At 73.5% G+C, this 13,760-nt stretch carries 15 protein-coding genes; 8 read left to right on the plus strand and 7 right to left on the minus strand.

The features are described 5' to 3' along the window. The first annotated feature begins 90 nt into the window (after nucleotides 1-90). Nucleotides 91-780 (plus strand): DUF899 domain-containing protein, encoded by a 690-nt coding sequence (locus ACPXCS_RS19825; protein WP_425945553.1) that lies wholly within the window; start codon nucleotides 91-93, stop codon nucleotides 778-780. A gap of 158 nt (nucleotides 781-938) precedes the next feature. Next, a complete protein-coding gene (locus ACPXCS_RS19830) occupies nucleotides 939-1,121 on the plus strand; it encodes a hypothetical protein (RefSeq protein WP_425945770.1) in 183 nt (60 codons plus the stop codon). 195 nt (nucleotides 1,122-1,316) lie between these two features. Here ACPXCS_RS19830 and ACPXCS_RS19835 read toward each other — a convergent pair whose 3' ends face one another. From ACPXCS_RS19835 to ACPXCS_RS19845, 3 genes are all read right to left on the minus strand, one after another. After that, a complete protein-coding gene (locus tag ACPXCS_RS19835; protein WP_425945554.1) occupies nucleotides 1,317-3,293 on the minus strand; it encodes an ABC transporter ATP-binding protein in 1,977 nt (658 codons plus the stop codon). A 282-nt stretch (nucleotides 3,294-3,575) separates the two neighbouring features. After that, entirely contained in the window at nucleotides 3,576-4,004 is a 429-nt protein-coding gene (locus ACPXCS_RS19840; protein WP_425945555.1) for a hypothetical protein, read from the minus strand. After that, entirely contained in the window at nucleotides 4,001-4,858 is an 858-nt protein-coding gene (locus ACPXCS_RS19845) for an ATP-binding protein (protein ID WP_425945557.1), read from the minus strand. The genes ACPXCS_RS19840 and ACPXCS_RS19845 overlap by 4 nt, the downstream gene beginning before the upstream one ends. 242 nt (nucleotides 4,859-5,100) lie before the next feature. On the opposite strand from ACPXCS_RS19845, the gene ACPXCS_RS19850 reads away from it, so the two are divergent. The 3 genes from ACPXCS_RS19850 (at nucleotide 5,101) to ACPXCS_RS19860 (ending at nucleotide 7,232) form a co-directional block, all read left to right on the plus strand. Continuing rightward, the gene (locus ACPXCS_RS19850) at nucleotides 5,101-5,961 is read left to right on the plus strand and encodes a helix-turn-helix domain-containing protein (protein WP_425945558.1); all 861 of its coding nucleotides are present in this window, start codon (nucleotides 5,101-5,103) and stop codon (nucleotides 5,959-5,961) included. Beyond that, nucleotides 5,962-6,216, plus strand: a complete 255-nt coding sequence (locus tag ACPXCS_RS19855; RefSeq protein WP_030246665.1) for a DUF397 domain-containing protein — start codon at nucleotides 5,962-5,964, stop codon at nucleotides 6,214-6,216. Nucleotides 6,217-6,419: 203 nt separating this feature from the next. Further along, nucleotides 6,420-7,232 (plus strand): SAM-dependent methyltransferase, encoded by an 813-nt coding sequence (locus tag ACPXCS_RS19860; RefSeq protein WP_425945560.1) that lies wholly within the window; start codon nucleotides 6,420-6,422, stop codon nucleotides 7,230-7,232. Nucleotides 7,233-7,294: 62 nt separating this feature from the next. On the opposite strand, the gene ACPXCS_RS19865 is transcribed toward ACPXCS_RS19860, so the two are convergent. Beyond that, complete coding sequence (locus ACPXCS_RS19865) at nucleotides 7,295-8,707, minus strand: PLP-dependent aminotransferase family protein (RefSeq protein WP_425945561.1); 1,413 nt, start codon at nucleotides 8,705-8,707, stop codon at nucleotides 7,295-7,297. Nucleotides 8,708-8,754: 47 nt separating this feature from the next. Here ACPXCS_RS19865 and ACPXCS_RS19870 point away from each other — a divergent pair, with 47 nt between their 5' ends. Beyond that, a complete protein-coding gene (locus ACPXCS_RS19870; protein ID WP_425945562.1) occupies nucleotides 8,755-9,240 on the plus strand; it encodes a carboxymuconolactone decarboxylase family protein in 486 nt (161 codons plus the stop codon). Nucleotides 9,241-9,249: 9 nt separating this feature from the next. On the opposite strand, the gene ACPXCS_RS19875 is transcribed toward ACPXCS_RS19870, so the two are convergent. The 3 genes from ACPXCS_RS19875 to ACPXCS_RS19885 form a co-directional block, all read right to left on the minus strand. Next, nucleotides 9,250-10,740, minus strand: coding sequence for a glutamate synthase subunit beta (locus ACPXCS_RS19875; RefSeq protein WP_425945563.1), 1,491 nt, complete (start codon nucleotides 10,738-10,740; stop codon nucleotides 9,250-9,252). 205 nt (nucleotides 10,741-10,945) lie between these two features. Beyond that, entirely contained in the window at nucleotides 10,946-11,425 is a 480-nt protein-coding gene (locus ACPXCS_RS19880) for a DUF1772 domain-containing protein (protein WP_425945564.1), read from the minus strand. A 249-nt stretch (nucleotides 11,426-11,674) separates the two neighbouring features. Further along, nucleotides 11,675-12,373: a DUF2293 domain-containing protein gene (locus ACPXCS_RS19885; protein WP_425945565.1), complete on the minus strand. Its 699-nt coding sequence runs from the start codon at nucleotides 12,371-12,373 to the stop codon at nucleotides 11,675-11,677. A 93-nt stretch (nucleotides 12,374-12,466) separates the two neighbouring features. Here ACPXCS_RS19885 and ACPXCS_RS19890 point away from each other — a divergent pair, with 93 nt between their 5' ends. Together ACPXCS_RS19890 and ACPXCS_RS19895 are read left to right on the plus strand one after the other, a co-directional pair. Further along, nucleotides 12,467-13,108, plus strand: a complete 642-nt coding sequence (locus ACPXCS_RS19890) for a uridine kinase (protein WP_425945566.1) — start codon at nucleotides 12,467-12,469, stop codon at nucleotides 13,106-13,108. A 193-nt stretch (nucleotides 13,109-13,301) separates the two neighbouring features. Further along, on the plus strand, nucleotides 13,302-13,733 hold the full coding sequence (locus ACPXCS_RS19895) for a CBS domain-containing protein (protein ID WP_425945567.1): 432 nt from the start codon (nucleotides 13,302-13,304) through the stop codon (nucleotides 13,731-13,733). Nucleotides 13,734-13,760 lie beyond the last annotated feature (27 nt).

Genomic DNA, 13,760 nt, shown 5'->3' on the forward strand with positions numbered 1-13,760 from the left:
GACGCCCGGGAGATTTCCTCCCGGGCGGCGATGAGTTCCGCCCCTCCCGCCGGTCATCACCTCGGACGGACCGTTGTCACAGGAGGGCCCATGTCGCTTCCGGAGATCGTCTCGCGCGAGCAGTGGCGCGCGGCGCGCGCGCACCTGCTGCTCAAGGAGAAGGCCGCCACCCGCGCGCGGGACGCGCTCAACGCCGAGCGGCGCGGACTGCCCATGGTGGAGGTCGACGAGGAGTACGTCTTCGAGGGCGGGGACGGCAAGGCCACCCTGCTCGACCTGTTCGAGGGCCGGCATCAGCTCGTCGTCTACCACTTCATGTTCGCCCCCGAGTGGAACACCGGATGCCGCAGCTGCTCCGCATTTCTGGACCAGGTGGGGCATCTCGCCCATCTCCACGCGCGCGGCACGTCGTTTGCGGCCGTTTCCCGGGCGCCGTACCCGAAACTCCTCCCCTTCAAGGCGCGGATGGGCTGGACGCTGCCCTGGTACTCGTCGTACCCCGGCGACTTCAACCGCGACTTCGAGGTGACGCTGGAACGGGAGGGCGGGCTCGTCGAGCGGCCCGGCCTGAGCTGCTTCCTGCGGGACCGCGACCGCGTGTTCCACACGTACTCGACGTACGAGCGCGGTCTCGACGGCCTCGGGTCGACGACCAGCCTGCTGGACCTCACCGCGCTGGGCCGGCAGGAGGAGTGGGAGGAACCCAAGGGGCGCGCGTCGGCTCTCGGGGCGCCTGCGGGAAGTGAGCGCGTCAGGTATCACGACGAGTACGACGACTGACACCCAAAGTGAGGAAATCAGCCAAGCGGCTGAGAGTTTGCTCACACTTGACGGTGAACGCGTGTCAACTACGTCTCAGAACCGTCACTTCGCGAGCCGTTCACCCCATGGTTGGCGTTTAACTCTACGAGTACAGCGCTACATGGAGGTGCAGGGTGGTGAACGGGCGAACGGTGCTCGAGCGCTTTCCCGCGGGCGGGCCGCGTGGCTCCTGGCCGGCGGAGGAGTTCGCGCAGGCGCGGCGTCTGGAAGGCCTGCCCGCCGAGGTCGTCATGGATCTGGCATCGGACATGTTCCTGGTCATCGTGCGCAGTGGGGACGGCGCCGGCGCCACCGCCTGACCCGCGCCGCCGGGCGCCGCACGGCCGGCGCCCAGCCGGTCTCCGGCCCGCCCGAAGCCCGTCTGCAACCCGTTCAAGCCCGCCCCCGACCCATTGAGCCTGCCCCCAACCCATTGAGCCGCCCCCGACCCATTGAGCCCGCCCGCGACCCATTGAGCCCGCCCGCGACTCGTCGGGCCCGCCCTCAGCCCGCCCTCAGCCCGCCCTCAGCCCGTCTCCGGCGGTCTTCGGAGCCGGTACCTTTCCCGCCGGCGGGGGTGACGTGGCGAACTGCTCCGCCTGGAGTGCGTACAGCTCGGCGTAGAGCCCGCCGGTCGCCAGCAGCTCGTCCGGTGTCCCGGACTCCACGAGCCGCCCCTGGTCCAGCACGTGCACCAGATCCGCGTGGCGCACGGACGCCAGCCGGTGCGTGATCAGGACGACCGTCTGGCCGCTGTCGGCCAGGGCACGGATCCGCTCGAACACCTCCAGCTCGGCCCGGGCGTCCAGGGCCGCCGTCGGCTCGTCCACGATCAGGATGCGGCCCCTGCGGTAGGCCGCCCGGGCGATGCCCAGGCGCTGCCACTGCCCGCCGGAGAGCTCGTGGCCGCCGCTGAAGTTGCGGGCCAGCAACGTGTCCAGCCCGCGCGGCAGATCCGCGATCACCGGCTCGGCCCCGGCCTCGGCGATCGAGGCGGCCAGCCGCTCCTCGCACACGGGCGCCGACGGCCGGCCCAGGGCGACGTTCACCCGGGCCGTGAACGGCCACCGCTTGAAGTCCTGCGCCACCATCGCGATCCGCTCGGCCAGCCGGTGCCGGTCGGCGGTCGCCGCGTCCACGCCGTCCCACAGGATCCGTCCCCGCTCCGGCTTGTAGAGCCCGGCCAGCAGCTTGACCAGGGTCGTCTTGCCGGAGCCGTTCTCCCCGACCAGCGCCACGATCCGGCCCAGCGGCAGGCTGAGCGTGACGTCGTCGAGCGCGGGCCGGGCCGAGTCGCCCGGGTAGCGGAACGTGACGTTCTCGAAGCGGATCTCACGCGGGTCCTCCGGCAGCGCCCGGCCCCCCTGCGGGATCGCCCGCTGCGCCGCCTCCGCGTACAGCCGGTGCAGGTCGCCGACGAAGAGCGCCTCCTCGTGCAGCGCGTTGACCTCCACCACGAGCGTGTCCAGGCTCTGCGAACCGGTGCGGATGGCGATCACGGCCGTGCCCGCGACGGACAGGGCCATCGCCCCGGCCAGCAGCAGCGCGCCGAGCGTCGCGTACGTCGCCGCGGTCGCCAGGCCGGTCCAGGCCGCCGCGATCAGGCCGGTACGGGCGGCCAGCCGGGCGAGCCGGGCCTGCTCGGCCTCCGCCGTCTCCGACATCGCGCGGAAGTGCCGCAGCAGGAACGCGCCCACCCCGTGCACCCGGATCTCGGGAGCGGCCTCCGGCTCGATGAGCAGGCTGCCGAGCAGCCGCCCGGCCCGGGCGTGCTGCACCCAGGCGTGGAAGGACTCGTAGCGCCGCCGCGCGACGGTCAGCGCGCTCCACGCGCTCGGCAGCACCATCGTGACCAGCAGCGGCAGCAGGGCCGGGTGCAGCACGGTCAGCACGCCCGCCGCCGCGGCCAGCGAGATCATCGCGTTGATCACACGTGTCCCGTACGAGATCATCCGGCGGGCCGAGGCCGCCCCGTACTGCGCGGTGTCCAGCAGTTTGTGGAAGGCGTGGTCCTCGATGGCGGCCAGCTCCACGGCAGCCGCCCGCTCCAGGTACCGCTCGGTCGCGACCCGCTCCACCTTGGGCTCCAGACGGCCGGTGGCGTAGGTGCTGGCGGCTCGCAGCAGGGCGGCCAGCAGCATCACGACGGCCACCGTGACCAGCGCCGGGACGGCGCCGCGCAGCCGGTCCTCGACGGGGCCGCCGCCCAGCAGCCGGGCCAGCACGCTGTTGACCGCGAGCAGGCTCACGGCCTGCGCGAGGCCCCGGCCCGCCTCGGCGGCCAGCACGGTCCGCGCGGCAGCCGCGTCGGCCTGCCGGGCGAGCCGGAGGCTGGACGCCAGCAGGGAGGGCAGGCGGGTGATCATCGCGCGGAAGTTCAGTTCGAGGAAGGCGTCGGCGTGCTGGCTCCAGCCCATGTCGTAGCGGAGCGGCCCGCCGAAGAGCAGCCGCTCCGACTCGGACACCTCCGGCGCGGTCCGCTTCTTCGCCACCGTCGACCGACCTCCCCCTCGTCCCGCCGCCCTGGTTCGCTCCGCCTCGCTTCGCCTCGTGAGCGGCCACTATCGCGGGGCGGGGACCGCCGGGGCAGGGCGCAGCCCGGGGGCGCCGGATGCGCGCGGGCGCACGACGGGAGGCAGGAAGGCCCGGGACGGCGTGGGAGGTGGCACGGGGGGCGACGGCTCGACGGGGCGTGCGGAAGGCGGTCGCGGGGGCCGGGGAGAGGGAGAGGGTGGCGGCTCGGCGCGGGGGCCGGGGTCGCTTGCCGGACGGGCCTACGCGCTGACCGGACGCGACCAGGACGGGGCCGTCCCCGTCACGCGGCACAAGGTCAGATACAGGGGGATCGGCGGGGTGTACGGAAGCGTGCCGTCCGGCCGGTGGATCAGCTCGGGCATCTCCGGGACGTCCGGCACGACCGCTCCGGCGGCGTACCGGGCGGGGGCCGGCCACTCCAGGGCGTGGTCGGAGTCCGACGGCACCAGCCACCACCAGTGCGCGGCATCGGCGTACACACAGCCCACGCGCGGCAGGCGGGGCATGATCAGCGGGCCGAAGCGGGCGGGCATCGCCACGGCGTCGCAGCCCAGCGGGGTGGTCATGCCCTCGGGCACGGGCAGGCGCAGGACGGGCGCCGGGGTGTGCTGTGCGCGCCGGAGACGGGCCAGGGTGTCCAGGTGCAGGACCCGGCCGCCGGGCCTCACGCCGTTCCCCGTTCTCGGCGGCGCTCCTGCGGGGGCACCTCCGGGACGGCGGGTCCGGTGGGGCGTACGCGCTGCGACGCCTGCTGCCGTGCCTGGTCGTGCGGGTGCCGTACCCGGTCGTACCGCTGGTGCGGTGCCCGGCCGTGCTGCTGGTGCGGTGTCTGGTGGGGGCCGTCCCCGTCGTCCGGGTGGTCGGACGGGCCGCGCTTGGGGCGGGCGCCCCAGCCGAGGTCGTTGCGGGGTTCGCCGGGGGCCGCGGCGGTGGGGCGGCCCGTGTCGGCGCGGGGGCCCCTGGGCTCCGGGTCGTCGAGGACGCCGCCCCAGTCCTGGTCGTTCCAGGCCGCGGCCGGATCGGGTGTGCCGTCCGCCGTGCGCGGCAGCTCCGCCCAGACCAGCAGCCCGGGCCCGTGCTCATGGGCGCCCCAGGCGTGGCAGAGGGCGTCGACGAGGAGCAGTCCCCTCCCGTGCTCCTCCTCGGGGCGGGTCCTGCCGGCGGCGTGCGGCTGGCCGGGGGCGCAGCCCTCGTCGCGCACGGCTATCCGCACCAGGTCGTCGCCGTCGTGCAGCTCGCACACTATGTGGGTGCTCGCCGTGTGCACGATGGCGTTGGTGACCAGCTCGGAAACCACCAGGGCCGCGCTGTCGCACGTGTCCTCGCACACCGACCAGCCGGTCAGGCGGGCCCGCGTCAGGCGTCTGGCCTGGGCGGGAGAACCCGGGTGTGCGGCCAGCTCGAAACGGAACCGGCGCTCGGCAGCCGACCCGAGCGGGCCTGCTCCCGCGGCGGCGCCGACCCCGAGGGGGCCTGCGGCGGCGTCTGTTCCTAAGGGCGCGGACGGAATCACGCTTGCCACTATCGCCCCGCCGTGAACACTTGGCAAGTGTCACTCTGAAAATTGCAGAGTGCGGTGTGACCGTCTGGAACGGCGTGGCACACTGCTCGCAACAGCACCCCGCGCGGCGCCAGTTGAGACCGCCGAAGTTCCGTTCGAAATCTTGTTCGGATCAGCTCTTCGGTCAGGTCTTCGCATGGCGCCGCAGGGCTGTCAGCGTTCTTTTGTGGCCGGCTCGTCAGAACTCTTCGTGGAGGTGGAGCGTGAGCGAACCGCGGTCCGCGCCGACGGTCGGCCAGGTCGTTCTCGGCCGGCGCCTGTTGGACCTGCGGGAACGCGCCGGGATGAAGCGCGAGGAGGCCGCCCGCATCCTGCGTGTCGCCCCCGCCACGGTGCGCCGTATGGAGATGGCCGAGGTCGGGCTCAAGATCCCGTACCTGCAACTGCTCCTCAAGGCCTACGGGATCTCCGAGGAGGAGGCCGACGCCTTCGTCCAGCTGGCCGAGGAAGCCAACAAGCCCGGCTGGTGGCAGCGCTTCCACGACATCCTGCCCGGCTGGTTCTCGATGTACGTGAGCCTGGAGGGCGCGGCCGGCGTCATCCGCAGCTACGAGCCGCACTTCGTGCCCGGTCTGCTGCAGACCGAGGACTACGCGCGCGGAGTGCTGCGCTCGGGCGCCATCGGACAGACCCGGCCCGAGGACATCGAGCGGCATGTCGACCTGCGCATGCAGCGCCAGAAGCTGCTCACCCGCGAGGACGCGCCCCGGCTGTGGGTCGTGATGGACGAGACCGCGCTGCGGCGCCCGGTCGGTGGTCCGGAGGTGATGCGCGCCCAGATCGACAGACTGCTGGAGGCGACCGCGCTGCCGAACGTGACGCTGCAGATCGCGCCGTTCGCGGCGGGGCCGCACCCGGGCACGTACGGACCGTTCGTGCTGTTCCGATTCGCCATGCCCGAACTGCCGGACATGGTCTACAGCGAGTACCTGACCGGCGCGGTCTACCTGGACGCGCGCGCCGAGGTGGCGACCCACCTCGAGGTCATGGACCGCATGGCGGCGCAGGCCGCCACGGCACATCGCACGAAGGAGATCCTCCGGGATCTCCGCAAGGAGCTGTGAATGGATCGCATCAAGCCGCGCAAACACGTCTACAACGGCATGCCCGCGCGCGACTTGGGCAGCGAAGGCTGGCACAAGCCGTGGAGCGGCGGCAACGGAGGCAACTGCCTGGAGGCGATGAAGCTCGCCGACGGCCGGATCGCCGTCCGTCAGTCCACCGACCCGGACGGGCCGGCGCTGATCTACACCACCGCCGAGATGACCGCCTTCATCGAAGGGGCCAAGGCGGGAGAGGCGGACTTCCTGCTGTCCTGACGTGCTCGCCGTTGCTCGCGCTCGACTTTCCCTTGCCGACGCACGACCGCTGATGCCGATCGCTGACGCCTGACCGCCGATGCCGAACCGCTGATGCATGACCGCTGATGCCGAACCGCTGATGCATGACCGCTGATGCCGAACCGCTGATGTTCAATCGCTGGTGCTGAAGTGACCACCTTCTGTGTTCTATGGAGTGCCTCATGACCGGGCAGGACCCGACGTCACCCGTCAGGATCGACACGACCAGACCCCACCCCGCGCGGATGTACGACTGGTACCTCGGCGGCAAGGACAACTATCCGGTGGACGAGGAGATGGGCCGCCAGATGCTCACCCTCGACCCGCGGGTGCCGGTGATGGCGCGCGTCAACCGCGCGTTCATGCACCGGACCACGCGCTGGCTGGCCCGCAACGGCGTCGGCCAGTTCCTGGACATCGGCACGGGCATACCGACCGAGCCCAACCTGCACCAGGTCGCCCAGGAGATCGTCCCCGGCGCCCGGGTCGTCTACTGCGACAACGACCCCATCGTGCTGGCCCACGCGGCGGCCCTGCTGCGCGGCACGGACGAGGGGGTGACCGAGTACCTCCAGGCCGACGTGCGCGACCCGGACGCCATCCTGGAAGGGGCGCGGAAGGTCCTGGACTTCACGCGGCCCGTCGCGCTGTCGCTGATCGCGCTGCTGCACTTCGTCTCCGACGAGGACGGCGCACACGACCTGGTGGGCCGGCTGCTCGCCGAACTGCCCTCGGGCAGCTACCTGGTGATGACCCACGCCACCTCCGACTTCACCCCGGAGGAGTCGAAGGCGGCCACCGAGAAGATGCGTGCCGCCGGTGTCACCCTGGCCCTGCGGTCCCGCGCGGAGTTCACCCGCTTCTTCGACGGTCTGGACCTCGTCGAGCCCGGCGTCGTGGTGCCGCACCACTGGCACCCCGAGCTGGGCGAGCCCGTGCCCGGGCAGGACGACGGGGTGATCCCGGGATACGGGGCGCTGGCCCGCAAGGCGTAGACCCGGCTGGTCCCGGCTGGTCTCGCCTGGTCCCAGCTGGTCCCACCCGCTCCACGGGCCGGTCAGGGCGGCGGCAGTGCACCGCACAGCGCCTCCAGGGCCGGCCCGTAGGCGTGCTCGGAGGGCGTCGCGTACCCCACGACGAGCCCGTCGCCCACCGGCATGTCCGTCTCCGGATGCCGGAACGCGGCGAGGCCGTCGAGGGCGACGCCCTGCCAGGCGGCGGCCTTGACTGCGGACGCCTCGGTGCCGGGCGGCAGGCGCAGCACCGCGTGCAGCCCGGCCGCGACACCCGTGACCTCGATGTGCGGCGCGTGCCCGGCGAGCGCCGCCACCAGCCGGTCCCGGCGCCGGCGGTACCGCTGCCGCATCCGCCGCACGTGCCGGTCGTACGAGCCCGACGCGATGAAGTCCGCCAGGCACAGCTGGTCCAGGACGCTCGCCCACGCCTCCCGTTCCCCCTTGGCGGCCCGCACGGCGCCGGCGTACCGCTCCGGCAGCACCATCCAGCCCAGCCGCACCGCCGGGGACAGGCTCTTGCTGACCGAGCCGATGTGGATCACCCGCTCCGGGTCGAGGCCCTGCAGGGCGCCGACCGGCTTGCGGTCGTAGCGGAACTCCCCGTCGTAGTCGTCCTCCAGGACCAGTCCGTCCCGCGCGCGGGCCCAGTCGAGCACGGCCGACCGGCGCGCCGGGTGCAGCGGTCCGCCCGTCGGGAACTGGTGCGCCGGCGTGAGCAGCACGGCCCGCTCGCGGCCCAACCGGTCCACCCGGGCGCCGTGTTCGTCGAGGGGGAGCGGCACCGTCCGCACCCCGGCGGCGGACAGGACCTCGCGGTGGAACCCCAGCCCGTACGCCTCCACCGCCAGCGGCCCGCGCAGCACGCCCCCGCCGAACAGCAGCCGCAGCGCGTGCGCGAAGCCGGAGCAGATCACCACCCTGCCCGGCTCGGTCCGTACGCCACGCGCGCGTGCGAGGTACTCGGCCAGCGCCTCCCGCAGCTCGCTCCGGCCGGCCGGGTCACCCGGTCCGAACACCTCGTTCGGGGCCTGCTGGACGGCCCGCCGGTAGGAAGCGAGCCAGGCCGTGCGCGGGAACGCGGAGACATCCGGGGTGCCCTGCGTCAGGTCGTGGCGGGGGCCACGCGCGCGTGCGGGCTCCCGCGCGGGCACGCGGGCGGCCCGCCGCGGCGGTGCCGCGCGCTCCGCGACCCGCGTGCCCGAGCCCTGCCGGGCGGTCAGCCAGCCCTCCGCGACGAGTTCGGCGTACGCGTCCGCCACCGTGTTGCGGGCCACGCCGAGGTCCGCCGCGAGCGACCGGTACGGCGGCAGCCGCGTCCCCGGGGCCAGCCGCCCGCTGCGCACGGCCTCGCGCAGGGCACGGATCAGCGCCGCGCGCCGACCGCCCGGACCGGTCAGCTCCAGATGCAGGTCGGAACCGATCCGCTCCGCCGCATTGACCCACGAATCCGCCACGGAAATGCACCCTACCGTGGGTCTTTCGGGCCCGTAGGTTGAACGGCATGACGACGCACACGAGCACGAACAGCGCCCCCGTGAAGGCGCCCCGGCTGGAGTTCGCCAAGGCCGCGCCCAAGGCGTTCCGGGCCCTGATCGCCTTCGACGCCGCCGCCCGCGAGGGACTCGACCCGGCCCTCGTGGAACTGATCCAGATCCGCTCCTCCCACCTCAACCACTGCGCGTACTGCCTCCACATGCACACCAACGACGCCCGCAAGGCCGGTGAGAGCGAGGACCGGCTCCACATGGTCACCGTCTGGCGCGAGGCCCGGCACTTCTTCACCGAACGGGAGCAGGCGGCCCTCGCCCTCACGGAGGCGGTGACACTGGTGGCCGACGCGGGCGTCCCGGACGACGTCTACGCCGAGGCCGCCGCACACTTCGACGAGCGTGAACTGGCCCAGGTGATCGCCCTGATCCTCACGATCAACACATGGAACCGGGTCGCGCTGTCCACGGCGAAGGTGGCGGGCACGGACGAGCGCTGAACCGGGCCGCTACACCGCCATGGGCCGGTCGTACGGCCCGATCGGGGCCGGCAGGGTCGAACGGCCCGTCAGATGACGGTCCACGGCGGCCGCCACGGCCCGCCCCTCGGCGATCGCCCAGACGACGAGCGACTGCCCCCGGGCGGCGTCGCCCGCGACGAACACACCCGGCACCCGGGTAGCGAACCCGGCGTCCCGCGCGATCGTGCCCCGGGGCTCCATGTCCAGCCCCAGCTGGTCGACGAGCCCGTCCTGCCGGTCCGGCCCCGAGAAGCCGAGGGCGAGCAGGGCGAGGTCGGCCGGAAGCGTCCGCCCGGTGCCGTCCACCGGACGGCGCCGCGCGTCCACCTCCACCAGGTGCAGCGAACGGACATGGCCCAGCGCGTCGCCGTGGAAGCGCAGGGTGGACGCCGCGAACAGCCGCGCGTCCGCGTCGGCGACCGGCGCGGTCCGCAGGTCACGGGCCTCCTCGTGCGCGGCGGACAGCCGGTAGAGCCGCATCGGGTACGTCGGCCAGGGCTCGGTGTCCTCGTCGCGCGCGGCGTCCGGCAGCGCGTAGATGTCGAGCTGGGTCACGGACGCGGCGCCCTCGCGCACCGCCGTGCCCAGGCAGTCCGCGCCCGTGTCGCCGCCGCCGACGATCACGACGTGCTTCCCGGCGGCCGACAGCGGGGACGTCTCCAGATCACCCTCGCCCACCCGGTTGGACAGCGGGAGGTACTCCATCGCCTGGTGGACGCCCGTCAGCTCGCGCCCCGGCACCGGCAGTTCGCGCCAGGCCGTCGCGCCCGTCGCGATCACCACGGCGTCGTAGCGGGTCCGCAGCTCGTCGGCCCCGATGTCCCTCCCGACCGCCGTCGACGTACGGAACTTCGTCCCCTCGGCCCGCATCTGCTCGAGGCGCCGCTCCAGATGGTGCTTCTCCATCTTGAACGCGGGAATGCCGTAGCGCATCAGGCCGCCGAGCCGGTCGTCCCGCTCGTACACCGCCACCGTGTGCCCGGCCCGGGTCAGCTGCTGGGCGGCGGCCAGACCGGTCGGGCCCGAACCGATCACCGCGACCGTCCTGCCCGACAGCCGGTCCGGCGGCCGCGGCGGCGCCAAGCCCTCCTCCCAGGCCCGGTCGGCGATCGCGCACTCGACGTTCTTGATGGTCACGGCCGGCTGGTTGATCGCCAGCACACACCCCGCCTCGCACGGCGCCGGGCACAACCGGCCGGTGAACTCGGGGAAGTTGTTCGTGGCGTGCAGCCGGTCGGCGGCGGCCCGCCAGTCCTCCCGCGACACCAGGTCGTTCCACTCCGGGATCAGGTTCCCCAGCGGGCAGGCCTCGTGGCAGAACGGGATGCCGCAGTCCATGCAGCGGTCGGCCTGCTTGGCGATGATCGGCAGCAGCGCCCCCGGGACGTGGACCTCGTCCCAGTCCCGCACCCGCTCCTCGACCGGCCTGCGCGGCCAGTCCTGGCGGGGAGTGGTCAGGAAACCCTTGGGATCGGCCATGGCCGTGTTCCTTGCGTGCGCGGGTGACAGGCCGTGCGTCGTCGGGCGGCACTCCTCCGGCCACGATACGTCCGCCTCCCGACCCGTGCCTGTCGCCGGACCCGTGCCGGCCGCCGCCGGGCGGGACGGTGCGGTGGCGGGGCGTGCGCAGGGTGCGGTGCGGTGGCGGGGCGTGCGCAGGGTGCGGTGCGGTGCGGTGCGGTGGTCAGGTGAGCGCCAGGACGTAGGCCAGGGCCGCTCCGGCCGAGGACACCGTGCGGACGTGGTTCCACACCGTCCACTCACGCACGTACGCCGGCCAGTACGCCGCCGCCTCCGACGTGCCCGGCTCCAGCCGGGCCAGGGCGTCGTTGCGCGGCACGTTGGCGACCATCGTGACCCCGAACGAGCCGAACAGGTACAGCGCGCTCCCCACCAGCAGCTCCACCGTCCCCTCGTCCGGCCACAGCACGAACGTCACCACGGCGATCACCGCGCACAGCACGGCCGACCCGAGGAACACCACCATGAACGGCGGGGCCACCGCCGCCACGTTGATCGCCCGCATGGCGGCGACCCCCTGCGCGGGCGGCAACGCGGCGAGGCCCCGCATGACGAAGGTCGAGAAACCGCAGAACACCCCGGCCACCAGGCCGGTCCCGAGCACGCCCAGCACCGTCAGCCAGAAGTACGGTCCGTCGATCATGTCAGCCTCTCCCACCCGTCGAGCCGGGATCCTGCCCGGCACCCGTCACCACCACAAGTGAAATCCCGTACGAACACGGCGACCATGGCCGAGCGGCGCGGAGGCATACGCGAACGTCCACCCCGGCCCGTCGGCGCAGCGCGCGTCCCGCGGCAGCGCAAGGGCAGAGAGGGCCGGCAACAGGGGAGGGGGGAGGTGGGGACGAGGGACGGCGGCTCCCGCCCGGTCGCGGGGTCGGCCCCGCCCCCGTCACCCCGTGGAACCGAGCCCCGCCTCCGTCCACCCCCTCAGCACCGTCTCCACCGCCGCCGCGATCCGCCGCCGCGCCTCATGCCGCGCCACCCCACTCATCAGCAGCCGGTCGTAGGGCGTGTCCAGATGCCGTACGGACGCCACGACCGCCGAGATCACCGCCCCCTCGGACAACGCCCGCCCCGCCGCACTGCGGCCCACCCGCCCACTGCCCCGCTCGGAGGCGTGCGCGGCGATGGCCCGCGCCCGGTCGGGCGGACACCCCGGAAGCAGCCGGAGTATCTCCTCGGCGAACGCCTGCGCGAACAGTGCGTCCTGGGCCGCCCGCCGCCGCGCGTCCCGGACGCGGCGCCGCCGTCGCGCCTCGGCGTCCGCGAGACACCGCCGCTCCGCCCTGGCCAGCGCCGCCTCTTCGACCAGCACGCCCTGCCGCTCGTAACGGCTCTTGCGCCGGTTGAACCGCACCACCACCGCCGACAGTCCGCTCTCCTCCCGCGCTCTGCGCGTCAGCGCGGTGTCGCCGCGCGGCAGGAACACCAGATGCCCGAGGTCGGCACAGTCGAGGCAGCGCGGGACGCTGTCCTCCAGGACGATCAGGGGCAGCGGCGCTGCCCGGCACTCGGCGCACTGCCGCCGCTTGAGCGGCTGGAAGACGAGAAGCCCGGGGTGGGTCGGAAGCGTCGCACGAGCGGCCATACCGGGTTCATTCCCCCAGACGGCAGGGCGCACTACGCGCGTCGGCGAACGGCCTGACGACCTCGGCGACGCCGCCCCGCGGCCTGACGCATCATGGGCCGTGTGCGACTCGAAGCGATCACCTGGGACCGGCTCGGCGACCTGCTCGCCGAGCGCCTGCTCGACCTGAAGCCCGCCGACGGCAGTCCCTGGCCGCGCATCGCCTTCGACGGCGCCCCGGCCGCTCGCCCGGGGGACCTCGCCCAGCGCGTCTGTGCGGCGCTGCGCGTCCGCGGCCGCTCCTCGCTCGTCGTCGGCACGGAGGGCTTCCTGCGCCCGGCCTCCGTCCGGCTGGAGTACGGCCACCAGGACGTGGAGGCCTACTACAGCGGCTGGTACGACACCGGCGCCCTGTGGCGCGAGGTCTTCGGCCCCCTCGAAGCCGGCGGCGACGGCCGCGTGCTGCCTGACCTCTGGGACCCGTCCGCCGACCGGGCCACCCGCAGCCCCTACGTCCAACTCCTTTCTGATGGCTTGCTGTTGATGCACGGTCCGTTCCTCCTTAGGCACTGGTTCCCCTTCGATCTGAGCGTCCACGTCCTCCTGTCTCCGGGCGCCCTGCGCCGCCGCACCCCCGAGGACCAGCACTGGACCCTGCCGGCCTTCGAGCGCTACGAGCGGGAGACGGACCCGGCGGGCACGGCGGACGTGCTGGTCCGGGCCGACGACCCGCGGCATCCCGCCTGGAGTGGGTGAGGGCGGTCGGCTCACCGGAGGCAGGTGAGACCGGGCCGGGCAACCGGCGGGGCGGAGCGGGGCGTGGGAGGGCCGCCGTCCGGGCCGGCGGCCTCCGTGTGCGGGCGTCCAAAGGCGCGGCGAGAATGAAGGACGCCGGGACTCGCGGTGCCTCCCCGCGCCGCGCCGGCCGTCCGGCACAGGGAGGTACTTCATGACCACCGCCGGAGACATCATGCACCGCGGCGTGCAATGGATCCCCGCCCACGAGACCCTCGACCGCGCCGCCCAGCTCATGCGCGAGCTGAACGTCGGCGCCCTGCCCATCAGCGACGAGAACGAGCGGCTCTGCGGCATCCTCACCGACCGCGACATCGTCGTCGGGTGCGTCGCCATGGGCCACGACCCCGCCAGGGTCACGGCGGGCGAGATGGCCAAGGGCACGCCCCGCTGGATCGACGCGGACGCCGATGTCGCGGAGGTGCTCCGCGAGATGCGGGAGCACCAGATCCGCCGCCTGCCCGTCATCCAGGACAAGCGCCTGGTCGGCATGATCAGCGAAGCCGACCTGGCCCGGCACCTGGCCGACGACCAGATCGCCTCCTTCGCCGGGAGCGTCTACGCCAGGAGCACGACCACCGCCTGATCCCGCCCGTCCCCTCGACGGGTCACG

Source organism: Streptomyces sp. DT190 (assembly GCF_049846985.1).
Classification (GTDB): Bacteria; Actinomycetota; Actinomycetes; order Streptomycetales; family Streptomycetaceae; genus Streptomyces.

Bases quoted from the DNA above. Each gene is read 5' to 3' on its own strand.
- ACPXCS_RS19825 (WP_425945553.1), top strand. From the start codon at position 91: ATGTCGCTTCCGGAGATCGTCTCGCGCGAGCAGTGGCGCGCGGCGCGC.
- ACPXCS_RS19855 (WP_030246665.1), top strand. From the start codon at position 5,962: ATGGATCGCATCAAGCCGCGCAAACACGTCTACAACGGCATGCCCGCG.
- ACPXCS_RS19860 (WP_425945560.1), top strand. From the start codon at position 6,420: ATGACCGGGCAGGACCCGACGTCACCCGTCAGGATCGACACGACCAGA.
- ACPXCS_RS19870 (WP_425945562.1), top strand. From the start codon at position 8,755: ATGACGACGCACACGAGCACGAACAGCGCCCCCGTGAAGGCGCCCCGG.
- ACPXCS_RS19875 (WP_425945563.1), bottom strand. From the start codon at position 10,740: ATGGCCGATCCCAAGGGTTTCCTGACCACTCCCCGCCAGGACTGGCCG.
- ACPXCS_RS19880 (WP_425945564.1), bottom strand. From the start codon at position 11,425: ATGATCGACGGACCGTACTTCTGGCTGACGGTGCTGGGCGTGCTCGGG.
- ACPXCS_RS19885 (WP_425945565.1), bottom strand. From the start codon at position 12,373: ATGGCCGCTCGTGCGACGCTTCCGACCCACCCCGGGCTTCTCGTCTTC.
- ACPXCS_RS19890 (WP_425945566.1), top strand. From the start codon at position 12,467: ATGGGCCGTGTGCGACTCGAAGCGATCACCTGGGACCGGCTCGGCGAC.
- ACPXCS_RS19895 (WP_425945567.1), top strand. From the start codon at position 13,302: ATGACCACCGCCGGAGACATCATGCACCGCGGCGTGCAATGGATCCCC.